22 protein-coding genes are annotated in these 24,897 nt (G+C 49.1%); 10 read left to right on the top strand and 12 right to left on the bottom strand.

What is annotated here, in order from left to right; genetic code table 11:
• Positions 1-391 precede the first annotated feature (391 nt).
• Both nadE and ACL9RG_RS11140 read left to right on the top strand, forming a co-directional pair.
• A complete protein-coding gene (gene nadE, locus ACL9RG_RS11145) occupies positions 392-1,216 on the top strand; it encodes an ammonia-dependent NAD(+) synthetase (RefSeq protein WP_422792683.1) in 825 nt (274 codons plus the stop codon).
• A 207-nt stretch (positions 1,217-1,423) separates the two neighbouring features.
• Positions 1,424-2,617, top strand: coding sequence for a multidrug effflux MFS transporter (locus tag ACL9RG_RS11140; RefSeq protein ID WP_422792682.1), 1,194 nt, complete (start codon positions 1,424-1,426; stop codon positions 2,615-2,617).
• Positions 2,618-2,633: 16 nt separating this feature from the next.
• Here the strand turns inward: ACL9RG_RS11140 and dadX are convergent, their stop codons facing one another.
• Together dadX and ACL9RG_RS11130 are read right to left on the bottom strand one after the other, a co-directional pair.
• The gene (gene dadX, locus ACL9RG_RS11135) at positions 2,634-3,704 is read right to left on the bottom strand and encodes a catabolic alanine racemase DadX (RefSeq protein WP_422792681.1); all 1,071 of its coding nucleotides are present in this window, start codon (positions 3,702-3,704) and stop codon (positions 2,634-2,636) included.
• A 202-nt stretch (positions 3,705-3,906) separates the two neighbouring features.
• Complete coding sequence (locus ACL9RG_RS11130; protein WP_422792680.1) at positions 3,907-5,208, bottom strand: D-amino acid dehydrogenase; 1,302 nt, start codon at positions 5,206-5,208, stop codon at positions 3,907-3,909.
• 620 nt (positions 5,209-5,828) lie between these two features.
• Between ACL9RG_RS11130 and ACL9RG_RS11125 the strand changes: the two genes are divergently transcribed.
• Together ACL9RG_RS11125 and ACL9RG_RS11120 are read left to right on the top strand one after the other, a co-directional pair.
• Positions 5,829-7,361 carry a SpoVR family protein gene (locus tag ACL9RG_RS11125; RefSeq protein WP_422792679.1) on the top strand — a complete coding sequence of 511 codons (1,533 nt, stop codon included), beginning with the start codon at positions 5,829-5,831 and terminating at the stop codon, positions 7,359-7,361.
• Positions 7,362-8,005: 644 nt separating this feature from the next.
• On the top strand, positions 8,006-9,139 hold the full coding sequence (locus ACL9RG_RS11120) for a hypothetical protein (RefSeq protein ID WP_422792678.1): 1,134 nt from the start codon (positions 8,006-8,008) through the stop codon (positions 9,137-9,139).
• Positions 9,140-9,659: 520 nt separating this feature from the next.
• Here the strand turns inward: ACL9RG_RS11120 and ACL9RG_RS11115 are convergent.
• From ACL9RG_RS11115 to aspS, 7 genes are all read right to left on the bottom strand, one after another.
• On the bottom strand, positions 9,660-9,806 hold the full coding sequence (locus tag ACL9RG_RS11115; RefSeq protein ID WP_422792677.1) for a hypothetical protein: 147 nt from the start codon (positions 9,804-9,806) through the stop codon (positions 9,660-9,662).
• A gap of 373 nt (positions 9,807-10,179) precedes the next feature.
• Positions 10,180-11,196: a Holliday junction branch migration DNA helicase RuvB gene (gene ruvB / locus ACL9RG_RS11110; protein WP_422792676.1), complete on the bottom strand. Its 1,017-nt coding sequence runs from the start codon at positions 11,194-11,196 to the stop codon at positions 10,180-10,182.
• Positions 11,197-11,204: 8 nt separating this feature from the next.
• Entirely contained in the window at positions 11,205-11,819 is a 615-nt protein-coding gene (gene ruvA / locus ACL9RG_RS11105; RefSeq protein ID WP_422792675.1) for a Holliday junction branch migration protein RuvA, read from the bottom strand.
• 103 nt (positions 11,820-11,922) lie between these two features.
• Positions 11,923-12,444: a crossover junction endodeoxyribonuclease RuvC gene (ruvC, locus tag ACL9RG_RS11100; RefSeq protein WP_422792674.1), complete on the bottom strand. Its 522-nt coding sequence runs from the start codon at positions 12,442-12,444 to the stop codon at positions 11,923-11,925.
• Positions 12,445-12,574: 130 nt separating this feature from the next.
• Entirely contained in the window at positions 12,575-13,318 is a 744-nt protein-coding gene (locus tag ACL9RG_RS11095) for a YebC/PmpR family DNA-binding transcriptional regulator (protein WP_422792673.1), read from the bottom strand.
• A gap of 58 nt (positions 13,319-13,376) precedes the next feature.
• Entirely contained in the window at positions 13,377-13,814 is a 438-nt protein-coding gene (nudB, locus tag ACL9RG_RS11090) for a dihydroneopterin triphosphate diphosphatase (RefSeq protein WP_422792672.1), read from the bottom strand.
• Positions 13,814-15,610 (bottom strand): aspartate--tRNA ligase, encoded by a 1,797-nt coding sequence (aspS, locus tag ACL9RG_RS11085; RefSeq protein WP_422792671.1) that lies wholly within the window; start codon positions 15,608-15,610, stop codon positions 13,814-13,816. Before aspS ends, nudB begins: the two co-directional genes overlap by 1 nt.
• 468 nt (positions 15,611-16,078) lie before the next feature.
• On the opposite strand from aspS, the gene ACL9RG_RS11080 reads away from it, so the two are divergent.
• The 4 genes from ACL9RG_RS11080 (at position 16,079) to cmoB (ending at position 19,642) form a co-directional block, all read left to right on the top strand.
• On the top strand, positions 16,079-16,654 hold the full coding sequence (locus ACL9RG_RS11080; RefSeq protein ID WP_422792840.1) for a hydrolase: 576 nt from the start codon (positions 16,079-16,081) through the stop codon (positions 16,652-16,654).
• 359 nt (positions 16,655-17,013) lie between these two features.
• A complete protein-coding gene (locus ACL9RG_RS11075; RefSeq protein WP_422792670.1) occupies positions 17,014-17,832 on the top strand; it encodes a DUF72 domain-containing protein in 819 nt (272 codons plus the stop codon).
• 98 nt (positions 17,833-17,930) lie between these two features.
• Positions 17,931-18,674, top strand: coding sequence for a carboxy-S-adenosyl-L-methionine synthase CmoA (cmoA, locus tag ACL9RG_RS11070; protein ID WP_422792669.1), 744 nt, complete (start codon positions 17,931-17,933; stop codon positions 18,672-18,674).
• Positions 18,671-19,642 (top strand): tRNA 5-methoxyuridine(34)/uridine 5-oxyacetic acid(34) synthase CmoB, encoded by a 972-nt coding sequence (gene cmoB / locus ACL9RG_RS11065; protein ID WP_422792668.1) that lies wholly within the window; start codon positions 18,671-18,673, stop codon positions 19,640-19,642. Before cmoA ends, cmoB begins: the two co-directional genes overlap by 4 nt.
• A 77-nt stretch (positions 19,643-19,719) precedes the next feature.
• Here cmoB and cutC read toward each other — a convergent pair whose 3' ends face one another.
• Positions 19,720-20,478: a copper homeostasis protein CutC gene (gene cutC, locus ACL9RG_RS11060; protein ID WP_422792667.1), complete on the bottom strand. Its 759-nt coding sequence runs from the start codon at positions 20,476-20,478 to the stop codon at positions 19,720-19,722.
• 120 nt (positions 20,479-20,598) lie between these two features.
• Between cutC and ACL9RG_RS11055 the strand changes: the two genes are divergently transcribed.
• Positions 20,599-21,738, top strand: a complete 1,140-nt coding sequence (locus ACL9RG_RS11055) for a MalY/PatB family protein (protein WP_422792666.1) — start codon at positions 20,599-20,601, stop codon at positions 21,736-21,738.
• A gap of 13 nt (positions 21,739-21,751) precedes the next feature.
• Here ACL9RG_RS11055 and ACL9RG_RS11050 read toward each other — a convergent pair whose 3' ends face one another.
• The gene (locus ACL9RG_RS11050; RefSeq protein WP_422792665.1) at positions 21,752-22,315 is read right to left on the bottom strand and encodes a VOC family protein; all 564 of its coding nucleotides are present in this window, start codon (positions 22,313-22,315) and stop codon (positions 21,752-21,754) included.
• A gap of 291 nt (positions 22,316-22,606) precedes the next feature.
• On the opposite strand from ACL9RG_RS11050, the gene argS reads away from it, so the two are divergent.
• Complete coding sequence (gene argS, locus ACL9RG_RS11045; protein ID WP_422792664.1) at positions 22,607-24,340, top strand: arginine--tRNA ligase; 1,734 nt, start codon at positions 22,607-22,609, stop codon at positions 24,338-24,340.
• A gap of 82 nt (positions 24,341-24,422) precedes the next feature.
• Here the strand turns inward: argS and ACL9RG_RS11040 are convergent, their stop codons facing one another.
• Positions 24,423-24,890: a DoxX family protein gene (locus ACL9RG_RS11040; RefSeq protein ID WP_422792663.1), complete on the bottom strand. Its 468-nt coding sequence runs from the start codon at positions 24,888-24,890 to the stop codon at positions 24,423-24,425.
• Between the last annotated feature and the right edge of the window lie 7 nt (positions 24,891-24,897).

Below are 24,897 nucleotides of genomic sequence, written 5' to 3'. Positions count from 1 at the left end.
TAAATCAAGCCTTCAAGCGTCCTGCAATGGCACACTAATAAATTAATCGGCAAATATACACAACCTGACTTCACATATCAGTTGATAGCAGATTTTTTGGATAAATCCGATAGATGAACATGTCCTGAAATACAAACACACAACATTCTCACACAGTAGTGAGTAGTGGCTTATATTTTAAAGACTCATTTAAAGTAAGGGTATAAACCAATGAAGTCTTCTATAACTAAAACTTATCTTATTAAAAAATAATAAGACTTTTGCTCAGTTTTGCTTCGAACTCGCCGCGGTGACTTGTCCTTTTTCTTGGAGCGAGTAAGCTTTAATGCACCGCGAGAATCGTTAATCTTTGCCGCGATAATGTCGCAGGCAGCCTTCAGGAGAAGTGGTCATGGCACTACAGCAACAGATTATTCAGGCGCTGCACGTTAAACCTCAAATCGATGCCGAAGAAGAAGTCCGGGTCAGCGTCGATTTTCTTAAAAGTTACCTACGCGCTCACCCTTTCGTAAAATCTCTCGTTTTGGGTATCAGCGGCGGGCAGGATTCTACTCTCACCGGTAAACTTTGCCAAATAGCAATTAGTGAGTTGAGAGAAGAAAATGCAACACAAAGTTATCAGTTCATTGCCGTGCGCTTGCCTTATGGAGTTCAGGCCGATGAATCCGACTGTGTTGACGCCATTAACTTCATCCAGCCGGATAAAGTGCTGACCGTAAATATCAAGAACGCCGTGCTGGCGAGCGAAGCGACCCTGCGTGATATTGGTGTAGAACTCAGCGATTTTATAAAAGGCAATGAGAAAGCGCGTGAACGCATGAAAGCCCAGTACAGCATTGCAGGAATGAATGCCGGGCTGGTTGTCGGCACCGACCATGCTGCTGAAGCATTAACCGGTTTCTTCACCAAGTATGGTGATGGTGGCACCGACATTAATCCGATTTTCCGTCTGAATAAACGCCAAGGTAAAGCCTTGCTGAAACACTTAGGCTGCCCTGCCCATCTCTATACCAAAGCGCCAACTGCAGACTTGGAAGAAAATCGCCCATCCTTACCTGATGAAGTGGCCTTAGGCGTGACTTATGAGCTGATTGACGATTATCTGGAAGGTAAAACAGTAGAACCGCAATACGCCAGCATCATTGAAGGCTGGTATAAGCGTACCGAGCACAAGCGCCAGCCGCCGGTGACCGTCTTTGATGATTTCTGGAAGTAACACTTTTTAGTGATTACCTCCGCTATGCTCGACATGACTATCGTCGTCATGCCGAGCATAGCGAGAATTCGTGTTGTGATAACTGTCTATTCATATAGTTTTTAGCCGTTACTGCTTTTTAACTTCTCTTTTTCTCACTTTGCTATCAAAAACCGTACTAAATCATTATTCTTACAGCCCTTTGCTCTCTGGTTCACAACATTTTCTATGCAAAAATTTCTATTCCTATTATTAAGCCTTATCATTCTTAGCCCTTTGGGTATCGATTTATACCTGCCAGCTATTCCTGCTATTGCACAAGGGTTGAACAGTTCGGATGAGACCATCCAAACCTCTATTTCCCTATTTATTCTAGTGATGGGACTCGGGCAACTGATTGCCGGGCCGCTGGTTGACCGTTTTGGTCGTCGCCCAATGGCGATTTTCGGCATTCTGCTTTACATGGTCGGTGCGATCATCGCCGCGACCTCGGTCACGGCGATGATGTTTATGGCCTCACGCGTGGTGCAGGCTATGGCCGTGTGTTGTACTGCTGTGGTGGTCTTCAGCGGTGTTCGTGACCGCTTGAGTGGCGACGATGCCGCTCGCGCTTATGGATTCCTCAATGGCACTCTCAATATCATCCCAGCACTGGCACCGCTAGTCGGTGGGCTGATAGCACAACACTTAGGCTGGCGCGCTCCTTTCTGGGCGTTGTTAGGCTATGCCGTATTGGTTTTAGCACTGGTTGTTACTAGCCTGCCAGAAACGCGTCCGGCTGGCACCCAAGTCGCCACCAGCCTGCCACTGCGTCAATATTGGCGCATTTTAAGCGATCGTCGTTTCATTATATTTGCTTTGGTCAACGCCGGAGCAATGGGTATGGCGCTGACTTATGTCTCACTGGCACCGACTGAGTTAATGAAGATTGGTGGCCTATCCACGCTACAGTTTTCATTAGTCTTTGGCGTCAACGGCTTCTGGATCATGTTCGCCAGCTTTGTCGCCAATAAAGTGATCCGCAAAGTGGGACGCCCTTTCTGCCTACTGACTGGAGGCATTTTGATGTTGATAGGTTGTGCCGCGCTGGTGGCCGGATTAACGCTATTAACGCCAGACACCCAGCGTGCAGTCTGGGTATATATGCTGCCAGTTGGCTGCGCGTGCACCGGATTGGCTTTTCTTATGGGGCCCGCAACCAGCTACGCCCTTGAACCATTCTCGAATGAAGCCGGAATTGCCTCAGCATTGGTGGGATTTGTGCAGATGGCAGGCGGGGCCGCCTTTGGATTGGTCGCCATGTCGCTACCATTGCAAGCCAAAGCCAGCCTGGCGTTAGTGATGTTGCTTGGGGGGATTATTGCCCTGCTGGCCCGTCAGCGCAGTAAAACTCAGCAAGGCCAGTTAACCCGCCATTCTTGACGGGGTGTCATCAAGATTAAACCACCACAACCGGAACGCGCGGTGCTAAAGCACTCATCAGCTCATAACCGAGCGTTCCGGCAGCGCTGGCGACATCATCAATCGGTAAGTTTTCGCCCCACAGCTCAACCTGAGTACCAATAGTAGCCTGTGGACAGTCGCTCAAGTCCACCATCACCATATCCATCGACACCGTTCCCAGCGTTGGGCAGCGTACGCCATCAATCCACATCGGCGTCCCCGTTGGCGCATGACGCGGATAACCATCGGCGTAACCACAAGCCACCACGCCAATTCGCACTTTATCCGAGGCACAATAACGGCCGCTGTAGCCCACGCTATCACCCGCTTTTAGTGATTGAATCGCTATCAGCTCAGTGCGTAACGTCATCACTGGCCGTAGCCCAGTATCAGCAATATCGGCAACCTGGCCGCTTGGCGATGCACCGTATAACACGATACCAGGCCTCACCCAGTCATAGTGTGTATGCGGGTGCCACAGCGACGCCGCCGAGTTGGCTAAACAACGTGGTCCCGTTATTCCTTCTGCCGCCTGATTGATCACCTGCATCTGTTGCCCAACGCCCTTTTCGCTATCGGCATTGGCAAAATGACTCATCAGCGTTATCTGCGCGACTTGCGGCAACACTCGCAAACGTTGCCATACGTTAGATACCTGCTGCGGCGCAAAACCCAAACGGTTCATGCCGCTATTTATCTTCAAATATACATCAACAGGCGCACTCAGACGCGCTTGTGCCAACGCGGCCAGTTGCCACTCGCTATGTACCGCAGTAGTCAGTTTATATTGGTCGATCAACGGCAAGTCATCAGGGCTAAAAAATCCTTCTAACAACAATATCGGCCCTTGCCAGCCCGCTTCGCGCAATAAAATAGCTTCATTAAAATCCAACAGTGCAAAACCATCGGTAGACGCCAGACTCTGCCAAATACGGGCAATTCCGTGTCCGTAAGCGTTTGCCTTAACCACTGACCAGATTTTACTGTGTGGCGCATGACGGCGGACAATTTCAAGGTTATTGCTCAAAGCGGAAAGTGAAATAGACGCACAAATCGGGCGAGGCATTGTGGCTCCTGAAAGATGAAAACCATCCCCTTAGCTATCGCCAGCAAAAGGGATGCAATAAGGACAATATACCCAAAATAATTGGAGTTGCCTCAAGGCGGCAAGGGAACACATCCCGATGAGTTTACTCAAGTAAGTGACTCGGGTAAGTGAGCGTAGCCAACGCAGAAACAACTTCAAGCATGACGGGTATAAAATGATGTTAGCGCGCAGGATGCATCGATGAATGATCAATGCTGCTATCAACAAAGCCCGGGCTATAGCGAGCAACCGACAAATCATCATGCGGGATAGCAGGTGTGACACCCGAAATAATATCCGCCAACAGTTGGCCGGATCCGCAAGCCATTGTCCAACCGAGCGTACCATGTCCGGTATTGAGGTATAAATTACGGATAGGTGTTTTGCCTACAATCGGTGTGCCGTCTGGCGTCATTGGGCGCAGGCCAGTCCAGAACTTAGCATCTTCAATACGCCCGCCGTGCGGATAGAGATCACGCACCACCATCTCTAGCGTTTCGCGACGCGCTTGCGCTAATTTGGTATTGAAACCGACAATTTCGGCCATTCCCCCCACGCGAATACGTTGATCAAAACGCGTGATAGCAATTTTATAGGTTTCATCCAGAATGGTTGAAAATGGCGCCGAAGCTTCATCAGTAATAGGAATTGTTAATGAATAGCCTTTGAGTGGATAAACCGGGATCGAGACGATATCTTGCAGTAATGCGGTTGAGTAAGAGCCAAACGCGACAACATAAGCATCGGCTTTCACTAACTCATCGCCACATTGCACCGCGCTAATCTGGCCGTTCTCCACCAGCAGGCGATCGACGGTTTTATTGTATTCGAAAGTCACACCGGCCTGACGCGCCATCTCCATTAATTGGCGGGTAAACAGTTGGCAATCACCGGTTTCATCATTAGGTAAACGCAAACCACCGGTAAGTTTATGGGCGACTTTGGCAAGTGCGGGTTCAACACTGCCTAACTGTTCAGCTTCCAGCAGTTGATAAGGCACCCCTGCTTCCTCAAGCACCGCAATGTCTTTCGTCGCACTTTCAAATTGCTGTTCGGTACGAAACAGCTGCAATGTCCCGCCCTGACGCCCTTCATATTGAATACCGGTGTCGTCACGCAAGGCTTTCAGGCAGTCGCGGCTGTATTCAGACAAACGCACCATACGGCTTTTGTTAGTCTGATAATGACGCATATCACAGTTACGCAGCATCTGCCACATCCATTTCAGCTGGAAACTGCTGCCATCAAGACGGATAGCCAGTGGCGCATGGCGCTGGAACATCCATTTAATTGCTTTGAGTGGTACACCAGGTGCTGCCCAGGGAGCGGCATAGCCCGGTGATATTTGCCCTGCATTGCCAGCACTCGTCTCTTCTGCCGGGCCTGATTGACGATCGATCACCGTGACTTGATGGCCCGCTTTAGCCAAATACCACGCACTGGCGACACCAACGACACCACTGCCTAAAATTACTACTTGCATACTTGACTCCACTCGACGGCAATACAAAGCATATTATGCTGCTTCGCCATCAGAATTTCTTATAGATGGCGCGTTAGTTTTCAGCGGTTAAAACCGGATAAATTCACAATCATTTATCGTTCAATCCGCATTTCTTTTCAATAGGTGCCATTAAATAACGATAATTTGTAACATTATAGGTAGTTAACCGCTTAAAACCTTCATTTTGATATCAATGATATCAGTGAAGTCATCCATATCACAGATGAAAGCACCTTAATTATAGATGGAACAAAAAACCAGTAAATAGGCAAATATGCAGAATTTAAAACCAAAAAAATCACATTAAACTATATTCTCTGAATCTCCGATGTTGATTGACTGTTTACTCACTCTGGCGAATTATAAATAAGGTTCTGTCATCGAACCCGATCAAGGTTGTACCAGACGCCATGCCAACATAAAAATAGCTATCAATAATCAGCTTAACGCCTTCAAATAATTCAGATTGAACTACGATTAGAAATGGATACATCGGGATGACAGCGATGACGAGCTATACCCCATAGACTTCGAAGTGAAGTATGGCAGGTATAAATAAAATGCGATGTTGTGTCCGTAACTGACTGAGGGTGCGCTTTATGACAACCAAGACCCAGCAACATAAAACTGCCGACAAACATTTAAGCGATGGACCGGATTGGACATTTGAGCTGTTACAAGTCTATCTCGACGAAATCGATCGGGTTGCCAAACACTATCGACTCGAGACCTATCCTCATCAAATAGAAGTTATTACCTCCGAACAGATGATGGATGCCTATTCCAGTATTGGGATGCCGATCAATTACGCACATTGGTCATTCGGTAAAAAATTTATCGAGACCGAGCAGCTTTATAAGCATGGTCAGCAAGGGTTAGCCTATGAAATTGTCATCAACTCCAACCCTTGTATCGCCTACTTGATGGAAGAAAACACCATGACAATGCAAGCATTGGTCATGGCTCACGCCTGCTACGGGCATAACTCTTTCTTCAAAAATAATTACCTGTTCCGCAGTTGGACTGATGCCAGTTCAATTGTCGATTATCTATTATTTGCCCGCCGCTATATTAGCCAGTGTGAAGAGCGCTATGGCGTAGAAGAAGTCGAGCGTTTACTCGATTCCTGTCATGCATTAATGAATTACGGGGTGGATCGCTATAAACGCCCGCAGAAAATTTCGTTGCAGGAAGAGAAAGCGCGTCAACAAAGCCGCGAAGCTTATCTGCAAAGCCAGGTGAATGAGCTGTGGAAAACCTTGCCGCGCCATGACAAAGAAGCGGCTCCTGAGAAAGCACGACGTTTCCCCTCTGAACCGCAAGAAAACATTCTCTATTTTATGGAGAAAAACGCCCCGCTGCTTGAACCTTGGCAACGCGAAATATTGCGTATCGTACGTAAAATAAGCCAATATTTTTATCCGCAAAAACAGACTCAAGTTATGAACGAAGGGTGGGCTACGTTTTGGCATTACACCATCCTCAATCACCTGTATGACGAAGGGAAAGTCAGCGATCGCTTCATACTGGAATTTCTACATAGTCATACCAATGTGGTCTATCAACCGCCGTATAACAGCCCGTATTACAGCGGCATCAACCCTTATGCGCTGGGCTTTGCCATGTTCCAGGATATAAAACGCATCTGCCAGTCGCCAACGGAAGAAGATAAACATTGGTTCCCTGATATCGCCGGTTCTGACTGGCTGGAAACCTTGCATTTTGCGATGCGCGATTTCAAAGACGAGAGTTTTATCAGTCAGTTCTTGTCGCCGAAAGTGATGCGTGATTTTCGCTTGTTCACCGTGTTGGACGACGATCACAATAACTATCTGGAGATCGCCGCGATCCACAATGAAGAAGGCTATCGAGCGATTCGACAGGAGCTTTCAGCACAATACAACCTCAGTAATCACGAACCGAATATTCAAGTTTGGGACGTGGATTTGCGTGGTGACCGTTCGCTTACGTTGCGCTATATCCCGCAGGATCGCGCCCCGCTGGATAAAAGCCGTCGTGAAGTTGTTAAGCATATCCATCGCTTATGGGGATTCGACGTGTACATCGAACAACTTAATGAAGATGGCAGTATAGAAATGCTGGAACGCTGTCCGGGGAAACAGACGATTTAAGTTTTAACAGACGGGGGGTTACGGCCCCCCTCATTACCTAGAGGGGCTATTCGAATCAATAGCAGGATTTAGAAATAAATGCCGTGTAGATTTCGGTTCTTCAAATGCAGTTTTCAATGTAGTACCCGTGACCGAACCGACCTAAGAGGAAATTGGGCTTTCCTCTTAGGCATCTCCAGCCCTTTCAATACATTAGCATCCATTCCGGTGGAGGCTATGTTTCAGTCACTTCCGTTCTAGCGCAAATTTCATCCCTCCGGGATGCCCGGCTGCGGATACGAGCCAACGATAATACTGTTGTCTCTTAACCACTTGCCGGTGAAATTTTGAGTGCGCTTAGCGGCTGAAAATCAACGGAAAAAAGACGCTTACTCTGCACGTTATCGGTTTTTATCCACCTCCCTCCACTCAAGAACACCACTAAATATGTTCCAAGTGCATAATTTAAATTATTTATTAATTTTAATTTCAATTAGTTAGTAATAATTACGCATTTTCAAAACAAATAATATGTTTTAAACACAAAATATTTCTTGATCTTACAATTTCTAACATTTAAGTTACTGCCTATGCACACGGCGCATCTAAGACGCTCTATGTGTATAAAACAAAAACCTTTTTATTTATTTTTTTGAGAGACTTTTATGACTACTTTAACGATTTACTTCTGCGGTACCGGATCTAGCAAGTTTGATAGCTCAAACCCGAACTATTGGAACGGTGAATTAGTTTCAACGCTGGCAAACAATAACTTAGGTCGTGAGTTTGCAGAATGGGTTGTCATCGATGGCCCGGGCAGCGGTAATTTGCAAGACGATGAGCTGTGGGTGAAAAGCGGTGAGCATTACGACTGGACTGGCAACCTGTTTGGCATGGGCTGGAAAGAAAATATCCAACATGCCATGCAGATCATGAAGGGCAATGTTGATTGGCAGCGTGAGAAACTGACTGAGGAACAATACAACCAGCTGAAAAAAGCCGGGATCCCTATTCAGGATGTTGAAGTCACAGGTTCATTCTTCTGGCGTCACTATGATTACGGCACCAAAAAAGTAACCCAACAGCAATTGCAGCAGCAGATCATCAAAATGTTCCGCAAGGATGGCATCATTCCGACCCGGGTTAACCTGGTTGGCTGGAGCCGCGGCGGTGTCAGTTGTCATATGCTAGCGAATGCCATGCTGGCTGACCCGGCATTAAAAAATATTCCGGTGAATATCTTTGCCATCGACCCAGTTCCAGGCCCATTAAATTTCCAAAATGACAAAGTCACGTTGGGCCCGAATGTCAAAGAGTATGTTGCGTTCTATGCGCAAGATGAACGTTCAAAAGGCTTCTCTTGTGTCATCCCTATCATGGATAAATCCACCGTTGCGCATATTTATCCAATGCGTGGACGTCACGGCACGCTGGTAGGCAACGCCTCTGCGGATGGTTCCGGCAGCGGTAAAGTACTGTTTGAACCAGGTATGATCGTGCGTCATTTTGCTGAAGTCTGCCTAACCCGATGGGGCGTAAACCAAGATAAAAAACTGGCTCAGAACGACGGTCAACTGGTACAGCTGCATGAAGCGGTGAAAAAGAACGCGGCGCTTTACACCAAAATGCAGAGCAACTCTTACACCGTCGTCACTGAGAATGACAAAGGCGAACGCTACGTTTCTCTAGGCAGCAAAGGCACCAATTTCTCATCAATTAAAGGCGGCCAATATTCACCAGCAGCAGGGTTAACCGCCGATTATCTGGGGGACCGATCAATTTATAATGTCATTAAGTAGGTGAGTTTTTTTGGGGGGATGCGTCCCCCCAACTCGCCGGGGAATGGCGTTGGAATCAACGCCGGGATTTTTATAATAATAATAGAGCAGTGTAATTTTCGGTTCTTTAAATGCAGTGTTCAATGTGACATTTCAGCTTGAACCGCTTCAAGGGTGGGTGGCGCCACCCTTGAAAATCCCCCGCCTTTTCAAGCATTAACATCCAGTCCGGTGGAAGCCATGTTTCAGCGGGTTCCGTGATAGCGCAAATGCCAGCCTTCCAGGCTCCCCGCCTCCGGGTTCAAGCCAATGATAAATCTATTGTCTTTCACCACTGCACCGGTGGCATTTTGAGTGCGCCAGGTAACGTTCGAATCAACGCGGGGATTTTTATAATAAAAGAACAGTGAATATTTCGGCTTTTCAAATGCAGTGTTTAATTTGGCACTGCAGCCAAAGCCGCCATAAGGGTAGCGCGCTACCCTTAAGAATCCCGCGCCTTTTTTGATACTTCAACTCAGCATCCAGTGGAAGCCATGTTTCAGCGGGTTCCGTGATAGCGCAAATGCCAGCCTTCCAGGCTCCCCGCCTCCGGGTTCAAGCCAACGATAAATCTATTGTCTTTCACCACTGCACCGGTGGCATTTTGAGTGCGCTTGGCGGCTTTTAAGGTCAAGTTCAAAGACAAAGGCAGTTTTTGCTTTTGACGTTAAAAAAGCCAGCGGGGCGCGCTCGAAATGGCGCTGAAGGAGTGGTGAGAAATCGCGAAGTGTTTATTGAGCGAGTCCGAATCCCGACTGAAGGCACTGCGGAGCAGAGGCATTTGCGCCTATCACGGAAGTACCTGAAACATGGCTGCCACTTGACTCAGGGTAAATGTTTGAATAGGCGCGGGATTGCAAAGGGATGCGCCCTACATCCCTTTGCTCGGTTTCGGCGCGAAGGCCATATTGGACACTGTAATTTGGAAACCGAAACATTCACTATCCTTGCCATGCCCCATCAACCTTACGCGTTTTCCCAAAACGCACATTTAGCTGGTTTTTCCAAAAAACCAAAACCTAACGTGTTTCCACGTCATCCCTTGTGATACCAAAATGCTTATAAGCATGATTGGTCGCCATACGTCCGCGCGGCGTCCTCTGGATGAATCCTTGCTGAATCAGGAAAGGCTCAATGACATCCTCGATGGTTTCGCGTTCTTCACCAATCGCCGCTGCCAGGTTATCAAGACCGACCGGGCCGCCGGTGAATTTATCAATGATCGCCAGTAATAGCTTGCGGTCCATGTAGTCAAAGCCTTCTGCGTCGACATCGAGCATGTCCAGTGCGCCGCACGCAATGTCTTCGTTGATAGTACCGTCACTTTTTACTTCGGCGAAATCTCGCACTCGACGCAGCAGGCGGTTGGCAATACGCGGGGTACCACGCGAGCGACGGGCGATTTGGTGCGCGCCCTCTTGCGATAATTCCAGTCCCAGGCAGGCTGCACTGCGTCCCACGATATGTTGTAGATCGGCGACTTGATAAAACTCAAGGCGTTGCACAATGCCAAAACGGTCGCGCAGTGGAGAGGTTAAAGAGCCTGCTCGCGTCGTCGCACCAACCAAGGTGAACGGCGGCAAATCCAGTTTGATAGAGCGTGCAGCCGGCCCTTCGCCAATCATGATATCCAGTTGGTAATCTTCCATCGCCGGATACAGCACTTCTTCAACGACCGGAGACAAGCGGTGGATCTCATCAATAAACAGCACATCATGAGGTTCAAGGTTCGTCAGCATGGCTGCCAAATCCCCGGCTTTCTCAAGCACCGGACCGGAGGTCGTACGGAGATTCACGCCCATCTCGTTGGCGACGATATTGGCCAGCGTCGTTTTCCCCAGTCCCGGCGGACCAAATATCAGCAAATGGTCCAGCGCGTCGCCACGCTGTTTGGCTGCCTGAATGAAGATCTCCATTTGCGAACGCACATGCGGCTGACCGACATATTCGGATAACAGCTTGGGACGGATCGCGCGATCAATCACTTCCTCTTCGCTAATAATGCCAGGGGAAATAAGACGGTCAGCTTCTATCATCAGTTACCTCAGAGCGCAGCGCGCAGCGCATCACGGATCAGGGTTTCACAATCGGCACCCGGTTTGGCTATTTTGCTGATCATGCGGCTAGCTTCCGGTGGTTTATAACCTAAAGAAATCAGCGCAGATACGGCTTCACCTTCGGCGTCAGATTCCGCCGCTTTGGCGCTGGCCGCTGGCAGCGAAATATCGCTTACTTGATTGAACAAGTCGCCATTCAAGCCTTTGAATCGGTCTTTCATTTCGACCACTAAACGCTCGGCCGTCTTTTTACCCACGCCCGGCAGTTTAATCAGGGTGGTAATTTCTTCTTTCTCTACCGCGCTGACAAATTGTTGTGCCGACATACCAGAAAGGATCGCTAAAGCCAGCTTTGGCCCAACGCCGTTAACTTTAATCAGCTCACGGAACAGCGCTCGCTCCTGCTTATCATTAAAGCCATATAACAGTTGCGCGTCTTCGCGCACGATAAACTGGGTGAAAATGATCGCTTCCTGACCGAGTTCTGGCAGCTCATAAAAACAGGTCATCGGCATATGCACTTCATAACCGACGCCGTTGGTTTCCAACAGCACTAGCGGCGGCTGTTTTTCCAGAATAATGCCTCTGAGACGACCAATCACATTCACCTTCCTTTCCAGGTTGAGTTCTTCGGAATAAAACTGTTACGTATAATATCGCAAGCGTTATAACATAAATTTAGCTGGATGAATATCCAGCCTATCGCTATCGCAGGCGCCCTCTGGAGAGCAAAAGTTTATCGCTGCCTAAACGCACAGCATTTTGGCTGACATGGCAATGCGTGATGGCAATTGCCAAGGCGTCGGCGGCGTCGGCCTGAGGGTTGGCAGGCAGTTTTAATAATGAGCGCACCATATGCTGTACCTGCGATTTTTCTGCCGCGCCGCTACCCACTACGGTTTGTTTAACCTGCCTTGCCGCATATTCAAAGACCGGCAAATCCTGATTGACCGCCGCGACGATAGCCACACCGCGCGCCTGTCCGAGTTTTAATGCTGAGTCGGCATTTTTCGCCATGAATACCGATTCAATAGCAAAAAAATCCGGCTGAAACTGAGTAATAATTTCCGACACACCGGCATAAATCAGCTTAAGCCGCGTTGGCATATCATCAACACCAGTGCGAATACAGCCGCTGCCAAGATAACTGAGTTGTCTACCCTGTTGGCGAATAATGCCATAGCCGGTAATGCGTGAACCGGGGTCGATACCCAGAATTATAGCCATAGCTTATCAATACCTTGTGATATCGGATTAAAAGAGGGCCAACGAAGAGAAGAGTATAACCCGCTAAGGGGAAAGCGGATATCCAGCCGATAACGCGAGCCTGTTGTCGCGCTACCGGCTGAGAAAAAAATCACAGAGTTTCTGCGATCTCGTCGGAGATTTCACCGTTGTGGTAAACCTCCTGCACATCATCACAATCTTCCAGCATGTCGATCAGACGCAGCAGTTTTGGTGCAGTTTCTGCATCCATATCTGCTTTGGTCGAAGGGATCATTGACACTTCTGCAGCGTCGGCAACAAAACCGGCGGCTTGCAGTGCATCTTTCACTTCGCCCAGGTTTTCCCACGCGGTAAAGACATCAATGGCGCCATCATCGTAGGACAGAATGTCTTCAGCACCCGCTTCCAGCGCCGCTTCCATTACTGTGTCTTCATCCTGGCCAGGTGCGAAAGTGATCACGCCTTTTTTGGCAAACAGGTAAGAAACTGAACCATCCGTTCCCAGGTTGCCACCGGTTTTAGTGAAGGCATGGCGCACTTCAGATACGGTACGGTTACGGTTGTCACTCAAGCACTCAACCATTACCGCTGTACCGCCTGGACCGTATCCTTCATAGATGATGGTTTCCATATTGGTATCATCATCGCCGCCCACACCACGAGCAACGGCACGGTTCAAGGTATCACGCGTCATGTTGTTAGACAGCGCTTTATCAATCGCAGCACGCAGACGTGGGTTTGAACCTGGATCACCGCCACCAAGTTTGGCCGCTGTTACCAGCTCGCGAATAATTTTAGTGAAAATTTTACCGCGTTTTGAATCTTGTGCTGCTTTGCGGTGTTTTGTGTTGGCCCATTTACTATGACCTGCCATATCTATCTCCAAAAGCCTATATACAGGCTGAAACTATTCGAAACTTGTTGGGTAATTATTAAAAAATAACAAATTCTTCAATCGCCTGTTGATTACTTGGCGATTTCGTCAAGGCTGCCGCAGCCGCCTTATCCAACCAACGGAAAACGTGATGTTCAGTAAGGACAACATCACGTTCTTCAGGTAACGCCAAAAAGAACCAATGTTCCTTATTACGCGTTACTCCTGGCGCATAACGGTGACGCAAATGCGCAAACAGTTCAAACTCAACGCAACGCTGGCAATCTTCAAGTTTGAGGTTTTCGCCGGCGATATCAATACCGACCTCCTCCATCACTTCACGTTGCGCGGTTTGCGCGGGTGACTCTCCTTCTTCCAGGCTGCCAGTCACTGACTGCCAGAATTCGGTATCGTCACGCCGCTGGAGCATCAGCACCCTGCCGCTATTGCTGGCAAAGATAACAACCAGTATCGACTCAGGACGCTTATGGCTCATTAGTTACTCTCAGTATTTGTGTCGTTGCTCGCATCTTTCTTCGCCACAACCTGAATACCCAGCTCTTGCAACGAAGCAGGATTTGCGAAGCTTGGCGCTTCGGTCATCAAACAAGCTGCAGCCGTGGTTTTAGGGAATGCGATAACGTCACGAATATTTTCTGTGCCGGTCAACAGCATTACCAGACGGTCCAGACCGAAGGCCAGGCCAGCATGCGGAGGCGTACCGTATTTCAGCGCGTCAAGCAGGAAGCCAAACTTCTCGCGCTGCTCTTGTTCATTAATACCCAGAATACCGAACACAGTCTGCTGCATTTCGCTGCGGTGAATACGCACTGAACCGCCGCCAACTTCATAGCCGTTGATGACCATATCGTAGGCGTTAGCAATCGCAGATACCGGATTAGCACCCAATTCTTGCGCAGTCATCTCTTTCGGCGCAGTAAATGGATGGTGCATCGCGCTCAAGCCACCTTCGTCGGTGTCTTCAAACATTGGGAAGTCAATTACCCACAGCGGTTGCCAGCTCTTCTCTTGCGTAATACCCAAGTCACGGCCGACTTTCAGACGCAGCGCACCCAGCGCATCAGTAACAATCTTGGCACTTGCCGCGCCGAAGAACAGCATATCGCCATCTTGTGCCGCAGTGCGTTCGATCAATGCAGACAACATCTCTGCACTCAGGAACTTAGCAACCGGGCTTTGGATACCTTCCAAACCTTTCGCCACTTCGTTGACTTTGATATAAGCCAGACCGCGCGCGCCGTAAATTTCAATGAATTTAGCGTATTCGTCAATCTGTTTACGGCTCAGCTGTGCACCACCCGGTACACGCAGCGCAGCAACGCGGCCTTTCGGATCGTTGGCAGGATCGGCAAATACTTTGAAATCGATGTCTTTAACCAAGTCCGCAACGTCAACCAACTCCATCGGGTTACGCAGGTCTGGTTTGTCAGAACCGAAACGACGCATGGCTTCGGCATAGGTCATGCTAGGGAAATCGCCCAGATCAACACCCTTCACTTCCAGCCACAGTTCACGAACCATTTTTTCCATCAGTTCACGGACTTGTTCAGCCGACATGAAAGAGGTTTCCACGTCGATCTGGGTGAATTCTGGCTGACGGTCAGCACGTAAATCTTCGTCGCGGAAGCATTTAACAATTTGATAGTAGCGATCAAAACCAGACATCATCAGCAGCTGTTTAAACAGCTGTGGAGACTGTGGCAACGCGTAGAATTTACCTTTATGCACACGACTCGGTACCAAATAGTCACGCGCACCTTCTGGCGTGGCTTTAGTCAACATTGGGGTTTCAATGTCGAGGAACTCGTTGCTATCCATGAAACGACGCACAAAACTGGTGATTTTTGCACGCGCCTTAAGGCGGTTAGCCATTTCAGGACGACGCAAGTCCAGATAGCGATATTTCAGACGCGCTTCTTCGGTATTGCTGTGGTTGGAGTCCAGCGGCAATGGCTCAGAACGGTTAATAATGTTCAACGCATGGGCGAACACTTCGACTTCACCCGTTGCCATATCTTTATTGAATTGGCTTTCTGGCCGAGCACGCACGGTACCGGTGATTTGAATGCAGAATTCGTTACGCAACTCTGATGCCAGGCCGAAAGCATCACTCTGGTCTGGATCGAAGAACACCTGAACGATGCCTTCACGGTCACGCATATCGATAAAGATCAAACCACCCAAATCGCGGCGACGGTTAACCCAACCACTCAATGTCACTTCCTGGCCCACGTTGGACGCATTCAGTCGTCCACAATATTCAGTACGCATAACGATATCCTTTTGTATCCTCCCCCAACGAGTACGCCGGGCACGAGGAAACGGTTATTTACTCTAGTCGCCTATCCGCAAGTACCCTGCGGCGTAGCGGAAAATGGGTGCTGTAATTGGTTTCTGGCCCGTCGTTGCTTTGTTTTCAAGCAATCAGCAGACTTTCCGCATTTGTCGGAAGCCTCCGGGGCGAAAAAAGGCAATCATTATAAAGGAAATTCTGCCATAGGATAAGTGCGAACAAGCGTCAGGTCGGCGAGAAATTGTCTGAATCGATATTTCACACATAATTTAACAATATAATTAATAAAATCAGCAAAACTTTGACATAGACTGGAAGCTCTTCTGTTGCTGACCAGCGTGGCTGCGGTTGTGCTATCCAACAACTGCCATTCAACGACTGCTATTCAACAAACGGTCCGTACGACACGTTGGTCGCCTCGTTTTACTATTATGAGTGAGCCTGCAATGACCCTTGAACTCGATCCTAAAACCACCGCTCTCGTATTAATCGATCTGCAAAAAGGTATCTTACCTTACGCCGGTGGCCCGAATACTGCGCAACAAGTCCTGGACAGGTCTACCGAACTGAAAGCTCGCTTTAACAAATTAGGCGCGCCGGTATTTTTAGTACGCGTAGGCTGGTCAGCTGATTTTGCTGAAGCGTTGAAACAACCGGTTGATGCACCAAACCCAGGTCATGCGCTGCCAGAAAATTGGTGGGAATTCCCAGAACAGTTGAACGTCACTGATAAAGATATCAACATTATCAAACGCCAATGGGGTGCATTCTTCGGCACCGACTTGGATCTGCAACTGCGTCGTCGCGGCATCACCACTATCGTACTGACCGGTATTTCCACCAACATCGGCGTAGAGTCCACCGCGCGTAACGCCTGGGAACATGGCTACCAGTTGGTTCTGGCAGAAGATGCTTGCAGCGCCGGCCACCCAGACCACCACGAAGCTAGCGTGAAATATATCTTCCCGCGAATCAGCCGCGTGCGTTCAACCGCCGAAGTGCTGGCGGCACTTCCAGAATAAAGCGATGCCCTTCGCTACTTTACGCCGTCTGAATAAGGCGGCGTTTTTATTTGGACCTGGTCATCACTGGATCAGCGTAAAGAACCTATGGCGTTTACATAACATTGCATCCGTTATTTCCCTTAACCAATAAAATGTACGTTGAAAGTTCTAGAGATTGAAAGTTTGAAATCTGCAGCACATTCAATATGATTGCACTTAGTGTTAAGCCACATAGTACAGTCAACATTTCATCAGATCGCTGAACTTAAAAAACTGAAAAATTCGCCGTTCGATTAGCAAAATTTCTGCCGGTTTTAAAACCGGCCCTATTTACGCCGCTTTCCTAAAGTGGCCCAATCACCAGGATGACGCCACCTATGTATATTGGCCTCCCACAATGGCACCACAGTGCATGGAATCGCATCGGCCTGCACGATTTGGCCGATTATGCGCAGTATTTCAACTGTGTTGAGGGCAATACCACTTTTTATGCCTTACCCAAAGCCGAGGTGGTACTCCGTTGGCGCGAGATGACCCACGATAATTTTCGCTTCTGTTTTAAATTTCCCTCATCGATCAGCCATCAGGCCGCGCTGCTGGATTGCCAATCCGAGATTGATACCTTCTATCGTTGCATTGAACCGCTCGGGCAACGTATCGGCCAACTCTGGTTGCAACTACCCGCGGCTTTTAGTCCTAACGATTTGCTCCGACTTTGGTCATTTATTGATGCCTTACCGGCAGGATTTGATTACGGCGTAGAAGTGCGTCATCCGCTGTTTTTTGCTAAAGGTGAAGAAGAGCGTTTACTCAACCAAGGCTTACAGCAACGCGGGGTTAACCGCACGATTCTCGACAGTCGCCCGGTGCATCACGCGACCGCAGATACACCGGCGTTGCGCGATGCCAAACGTAAGAAACCCATGCTGCCGGTGCACGCATTAGTCACGGCCTCTCGCCCGATTGTACGTTTTGTTGGTGGCGACGACATTATCGCTAACCAGAAATGGTTCAGCCAATGGACAAACAAGCTAACTCAGTGGCAACAACAAGGTCACGCGCCCTATCTGTTCATTCACTCACCAGATTGCAGCGATGCCCCGCAACAGGCACAAACTTTGTGGCGCGACCTGCGCCAAGCGCTGCCACAGCTGCCTGCCGCACCCGATTGGCCGGAGCAGGATTCGTTGTTCTGAACACGGATGTGAATTTTACGGGCAACGAGCCAAGGTGATCTGCTAGAATACGCGCCATTATTATTTGTCGTACTCCTATTCTGGTCTCACTTAGTACAATGACTAACCACGATAAACTTTTTTCCGCGCCGATTGATAAGCTCGGTGACTGGACATTTGACGAACGCGTCGCCGAAGTATTCCCGGACATGATCCAACGTTCGGTACCGGGGTATTCCAATATCATTTCAATGATCGGCATGTTGGCCGAGCGTTTTGTTCAGCCAGACAGCCAGGTTTATGACCTCGGTTGTTCGCTAGGTGCCGCCACCCTCTCGATGCGTCGCAATATCCATGTGCCTGGCTGTAAGATCATTGCTGTCGATAATTCTCCAGCCATGGTCGAGCGCTGCCGCCGTCATATCGATGCATTTCGCGCCGAAACGCCGGTTGAGGTGATAGAAGCCGATATTTTGGATGTAGAGCTTAGCAACGCCTCAATGGTGGTACTCAATTTCACTCTGCAATTCCTCAAACCTGACGACCGTCAACGCCTACTCAATCAGGTTTATCAGGGGATGCGTCCGGGTGCAGCGCTGGTGTTGTCTGAGAAGTTCAATTTCGAAGACGCCGACGTTGGCGAGCTATTATTTAATATGCATCATGACTTCAAACGCGCGAACGGCTACAGCGAATTAGAAATCAGTCAGAAACGCAGCATGTTAGAAAATGTCATGCTGACCGACTCTGTTGAAACCCATAAAGCACGCTTGGCACAAGCAGGCTTCGAGCATGCTGAGGTGTGGTTCCAGTGTTTCAATTTTGGCTCGCTGATTGCCCTGAAAGCCGGAGACGCGCAGTGATTGAATTTAGTGATTTTTACCGATTAATTGCTAAGGGACCATTAAGTCCGTGGCTTAATACTCTACCTTCGCAACTGACGGCGTGGCAAAAAGAGTCGCTGCACGGTAAGTTCAAAATGTGGTTTAACGCCGTTGAACGCCTGCCTTTGCTGCAACCAGAACGTCTTGATCTGCTGCACAGCGTCACCGCAAATATGTTAGAACCTCTGCCGCAAGGCCAGTGTGAAGGTGTCGAGAACTTATTGCGCAACTTGATGCCATGGCGTAAAGGGCCATTCAGTCTCTATGGCGTGGATATTGAGACAGAATGGCGCTCGGATTGGAAGTGGGATCGTGTATTGCCCCACATCTCCTCTTTGGCGGGCCGTACCATTCTTGATGTCGGCTGCGGCAGCGGTTACCACATGTGGCGTATGATTGGCGCAGGTGCGCATCTGGCTATCGGTATTGATCCGATGCAGCTGTTCCTATGCCAATTTGAAGCCGTACGTAAACTGCTTGGTGGCGATCAGCGTGCTCATTTGCTGCCGCTGGGGATTGAACAGCTACCCGAATCAAACGCCTTTGACACCGTGTTCTCAATGGGCGTGCTTTATCATCGCCGCTCTCCGCTCGACCATTTGCTGCAATTGAAAAATCAGTTAGTCAGCGAAGGTGAGCTGGTGCTGGAAACGCTGGTCATTGAAGGCGACAGCCATCAAGTATTAGTACCGGGTGACCGCTATGCGCAGATGGGAAATATCTACTTTATTCCGTCAGCAGAAGCGTTGAAAGGTTGGCTAATTAAATGTGGCTTTGTTGATGTACGCATTGCCGACGTTAGCGTAACGACCATAGAAGAACAGCATCGTACGAGCTGGATGACCAGCGAGTCGCTGGCTGAATTCCTTGACCCTAATGACAGCAGCAAAACCATTGAAGGCTACCCGGCACCGCGCCGTGCGCTGCTTATCGCCCGCAAGCCCTAATAAAGCTAAAAAACAGCCACCAACGCCTTATCAATAGCGTGAGTGGCTGTTTTTTTACTCGCCATTACCTATCCCTGTCAAGCCGAGCGCTCTAACGGTTCGCTAAGATCCAGCGCATTTTTCATGGCCGCGACAATATCGGCATCTACGCAGTAACGGCTAAACTCATCAAAATCGGTATCTGAACTCATGCTGACGCCTGCTTTACGATAGCGCATCGCAGAAGGTACCTGTGTACCGCCAGAACTGTGTAACTCCGTCAGCCCGATATCGACAAACTTTTGTAGATTGGTTAAGCGAACGCCTGCACCAGCCATAATAATCGGCCCTTGGGTCAAGCTATGCAACTCGCGCAGCAGCGGTAAGCCAACCTCTGCATTTTGCTGCTGCCCAGAAGTCAGAATACGGGCGACACCCAGTTGAGTCAGCTGTTCGAGCGCAACTTTAGGATTGAGACACATATCAAAAGCGCGATGGAAAGTGACCGCCATGCCATCACAAAGCCGCATGATTTCAGTCATGCGCGGAACATCAATATGCCCTTCCTCATTAAGCAGCCCAACCACCAGCCCCGGAAAACCAAAATCACGAATACAGGCAATATCGTCTTTTAAGGTGGCAAATTCGCTGCGGCTATATAAAAAATCACCGCCACGTGGCCGTACTATCGGATGAACAGGAATTTGTACCTGCTCGATGACTTGCTTTAATGTGCCAAAGCTTGGCGTAATACCGCCATCGGCCTGACTGGCACAGAGTTCAACCCGGTCAGCTCCAGCACGCTCGGCAGTTAGTGCACATTCTACGCTGTAACAACAGACTTCTAGCTTCGTCATGTTCTCTCTCCTAAGTTACTGCCAATGCTACAATAATTGTCAAATGCTAGATAGCCGCATATCTTATCGCTAGCCCGCCAATCTATTTAGCGAAAAAAAGATCCGATAGGAAAAGCAACTATGACATTCAATTTTGATCAATGGGTCGACCGCAGTCACAGCGATAGCGTTAAATGGAATAGATATGACCCAAGTGTGATCCCATTATGGGTGGCCGATACCGATTTTGCCTCTCCCCCGGCGGTAAAGCGTGATCTACAACAACGTGTTGCTGAGGGACTATTTGGCTACGGTTCCACACCTGACGAATTGATGCAACTCGTGATTAAGCGTCTACAGCAGCGCTATCACTGGGCGATTAAACCCGAATGGATTGTTTGGATGCCGGCCGTTGTCTCGGCGTTAAATATTGCGGTCAGAGCTTTTAGCACCGCACAGGATAGTGTTTTCCTGCCAACACCAATTTATCCGCCGTTTATTCAGGCTGCCCAATATGAGGGCCGCAGATTGCGTCCTCTATCGAGCAAAGTTGAGGCCGGGCACTGGGTCACCGACCTAAACAGCCAGGATAGTGAGATCGACGGCAGCGAAAAATTGCTGATGCTATGTAATCCGAATAATCCCACCGGCACGGTATTTCGCCGCGAAGAATTACTACAACATCTAGCCTTTGCACAGAAGCATCAATTAGTCGTTTGCTCCGATGAGATTCACAGCGATCTGATCTTAGAACAAGGGGTAGCGCATATTCCCTTTGCATCACTCAATGACGATGCCGCACAGCGCTCTGTTACCCTGCTCTCGCCATCAAAAACGTTCAGCATTGCCGGTTTGGGCCTCTCAATGGCGATTATCCCTAACCCAGAACTGCGTCAGCAATTCAACGACGCCAAAGGACATCTGTTACCCGACATCAATCTGTTGGCCTATGTCGCGGCAACCGCGGCCTATCGCGAAGGCGATGCGTGGTTAGAGGCGTTGCTAGACTATTTGCGCGGTAATCGAGCGCTGGCAATGACACGCATTAATGCGATGCCAGGCTTAAGCATGCTCAATATTGAAGGGACTTATCTCGGCTGGATTGATACCACGCAAAGCGGAATTAGCGACCCACACCGCTTTTTCCTCGAGGCTGGAGTGGCGCTGACCTCCGGTAAAGATTTCGGCAACCCGGCATTTGTGCGTATTAACTTAGGTTGCCGACGAGCGTTATTGCAAGAAGCGTTGGATCGCATGGAAACGGCGCTTCTTGCCGGTTAATCTGATGAAGATATTACTCTCGTTCGCTCGCCACGATGTCACGCAGGCTGTGCGGGTGGAGTTTGATAGTCACGGTACCGTCGGTGATGGCCAGCGTTGGGTTTGGCAGGCGCTCATTCTCGCCTTTTGGTGAGCTTTGCTTAAGCTTAATGCCCGGCGTCACCAGTGCTTCATCAGCGAGTTGTTCTAATGCTCTAGCATAGAAATCTTCAGCACCGCCGCCGAGTACCAGCTCCACATGCTCCCAGCCTTCGTGCGGATAGCGCTTATCGCCGGGATATGGCAGTTCAATCAAATCAATTTTCCACGGACCAAGTTCAAGAGGTTCGGCTAAATCAAACAGGCAAATAGGACGTCCGTTAATTAGCGTTTCGTTGAGTAAGGTACCACACTGGGAAAAACCAGCGCGCCAACGGTCGGCAGTGGTATTTTGGTGGCAACGTACCGAAATATGGTCAGCCGGATACTTGGCTAAATCAAGATGCAGTTTCTGGGCAAAACGCGTCAGTACATCGCTAAAACGTGGCAAATCAGCCACAAGATCCGCAAGCTCAGGGATGGCGTTCATCGTAGACATATTAGGGTTCCTGGTCGTCTATTTTGCGGCATAATTTACACAGCCAACGCTAGGCTTGCCAGCACGCGATGGCCTTTAGCGTTCAATAGCCTTTTTTATCCCCGATTCGCCACTGATTATTCCCCGTGTCAATTCGGCACAAAGCTGACTCGCTAAGGCTTATATGTTATAAATACGCCTCTTTTTTGGCATCGGCAGTCAATGGCGTGATTTTCATCCAATGATTGCCGGTGCCTGTTATTCAATACGGCACCCGTTAGGTGTCTTACGTTCAATCATTAAGGTATTCCGGTGAATATACAGGCCCTTCTTTCAGAAAAAGTCAGCCAGGCACTGCAAGCAGCAGGTGCACCTGCTGATAGCGAACCACAGGTTCGTCAGTCTGCAAAAGCTCAGTTTGGTGATTATCAGGCTAACGGCATCATGTCCGCAGCTAAAAAACTGGGTATGCCACCGCGACAATTAGCTGAAAAAGTAGTGGAACTGTTGGCACTGGACGGCATCGCTAGCAAAACTGAAATCGCCGGCCCTGGTTTTATCAATATTTTCCTCGATCGCCAGTTTGTTACTGACCATGCTGATGCGGCGTTGAAAGACGCTAAATTAGGCCTGACGCCGGTTAAACCACAAACTATCGTTATCGACTACTCAGCACCTAACGTGGCAAAAGCCATGCACGTTGGCCATATCCGCTCAACGATTATTGGTGATGCGGCTGCACGCGTTAATGAACTGCTCGGCCATAAAGTGATCCGCGCCAACCACTTGGGCGACTGGGGTACTCAGTTCGGCATGCTGATCGCCTATCTGGAAAAAGTACAGAACGAAAATAGCGAAGAGATGCAACTCTCTGACTTCGAAGAGTTCTATCGTGCTGCCAAGCAACACTACGATGAAGATGAAGAGTTTGCCCTACGCGCTCGCGGTTACGTGGTGAAGTTGCAAAGCGGCGACGAATATTGCCTGAAGATGTGGCGTCGTCTGGTTGATGTCACCATGACACAAAACCAGCAAACCTATAACCGTCTGAACGTCACCTTGACCCAGGATGATGTGATGGGTGAAAGCCTGTATAACCCAATGCTGCCGGGTATTGTTGCCGACTTGCAGGCCAAAGGTCTGGCGGTTGAGAGCGAAGGCGCTATCGTGGTTTATCTTGATGAATACAAGAATAAAGAAGGCGAACCGATGGGCGTTATCATCCGTAAAAAGGATGGCGGCTATCTGTACACCACCACGGATATTGCCTGCGCCAAATATCGTTATGAAACGCTGAAAGCCGATCGCGTTCTCTACTACATCGACTCCCGTCAGCACCAGCACCTGATGCAAGCCTGGACTATCGTGCGTAAAGCCGGTTATGTACCAGAATCCGTACCGCTTGAGCATCACGCTTTCGGCATGATGTTGGGCAAAGATGGCCGTCCGTTTAAAACTCGTGCTGGTGGCACCATTAGCCTGTCTGATCTGCTCGATGAAGCCATCAGCCGTTCGCGAGCATTAATCCAGGAAAAAAGCCCGCATATCACTGGCGAAGAACTGGATGCATTAGTGAATGCGGTCGGTATCGGCGCGGTGAAATACGCCGACCTGTCGAAAAGTCGTACTACCGATTACATTTTTGACTGGGATAATATGCTGGCGTTTGAAGGCAATACCGCGCCGTATATGCAATACGCTTATACCCGCGTGGCTTCAATCTTTAAGCGTACCGAAGTGGATATCGATGCCCTGCTCGCTCAGCCATTGGTGCTAGCGGACGATCGCGAAATCGCGCTGGCAACCCGCCTGCTGCAATTTGAAGAAGTGCTGACCACCGTTTCCCGCGAAGGGACACCGCATCTGACTTGTGCTTATTTATTCGATGTGGCGGGCCTGTTCTCTAGCTTCTACGAACACTGCCCAATCCTCAATGCAGAAGACGAGACGACTCGTCAAAGCCGCTTGAAGTTGGCGTTGCTAACGCAACGTACTCTAAAAATGGGTCTGGATACGTTAGGTATTGAAACCGTAGAACGTATGTAATTAACGGACTACGCGTTAACACACAAAATGCCAGCTAAGGCTTCCTTAGCTGGCATTTTTTATTAGGCAACTACCGGCACATTTATTTCAGTTTCAACACATTATCTAGCGATAATTTGCCCGCCCCGCGCGCCATAATCAGCAGCAGTAAACCGGCCCATGTCAGATGCGTTGGCCAGGCATCCGGATAAACAAAGATTTCAATAACCAATGTCATAAACAGCAAACCAGATGCGGCAAAACGGCTGAATAGGCCCAGCACCAACAATAACGGGAAGCCATGTTCAGCGTAAGTCGCCAAATGTGCCGCAATATGCGGCGGGATCAGCGGCAAAGCATATTCAGTGCGAAACAGTTCATAGGTGCTTGGTTTCAGCGTTAGAAAGCCGCTAACTTTGGTGCGCCCTGATAAGAAAAACGTTGCTGCAATTCCAATGCGCGCAATAAGCAGCAGTAACGTTTCGCCAATACCGCGTTGTACTTTATTCCATAAAATATTCCAGTATCGACGCAGGCCGTTATCTGCTGCCTGATAAGGGTAAGTATTCATATTCGCC

The organism is Rouxiella sp. Mn2063, from assembly GCF_049319665.1.
Classification (GTDB): domain Bacteria; phylum Pseudomonadota; class Gammaproteobacteria; order Enterobacterales; family Enterobacteriaceae; genus JBMOUD01.
This window is presented reverse-complemented; position numbering and strand designations above follow the sequence as displayed.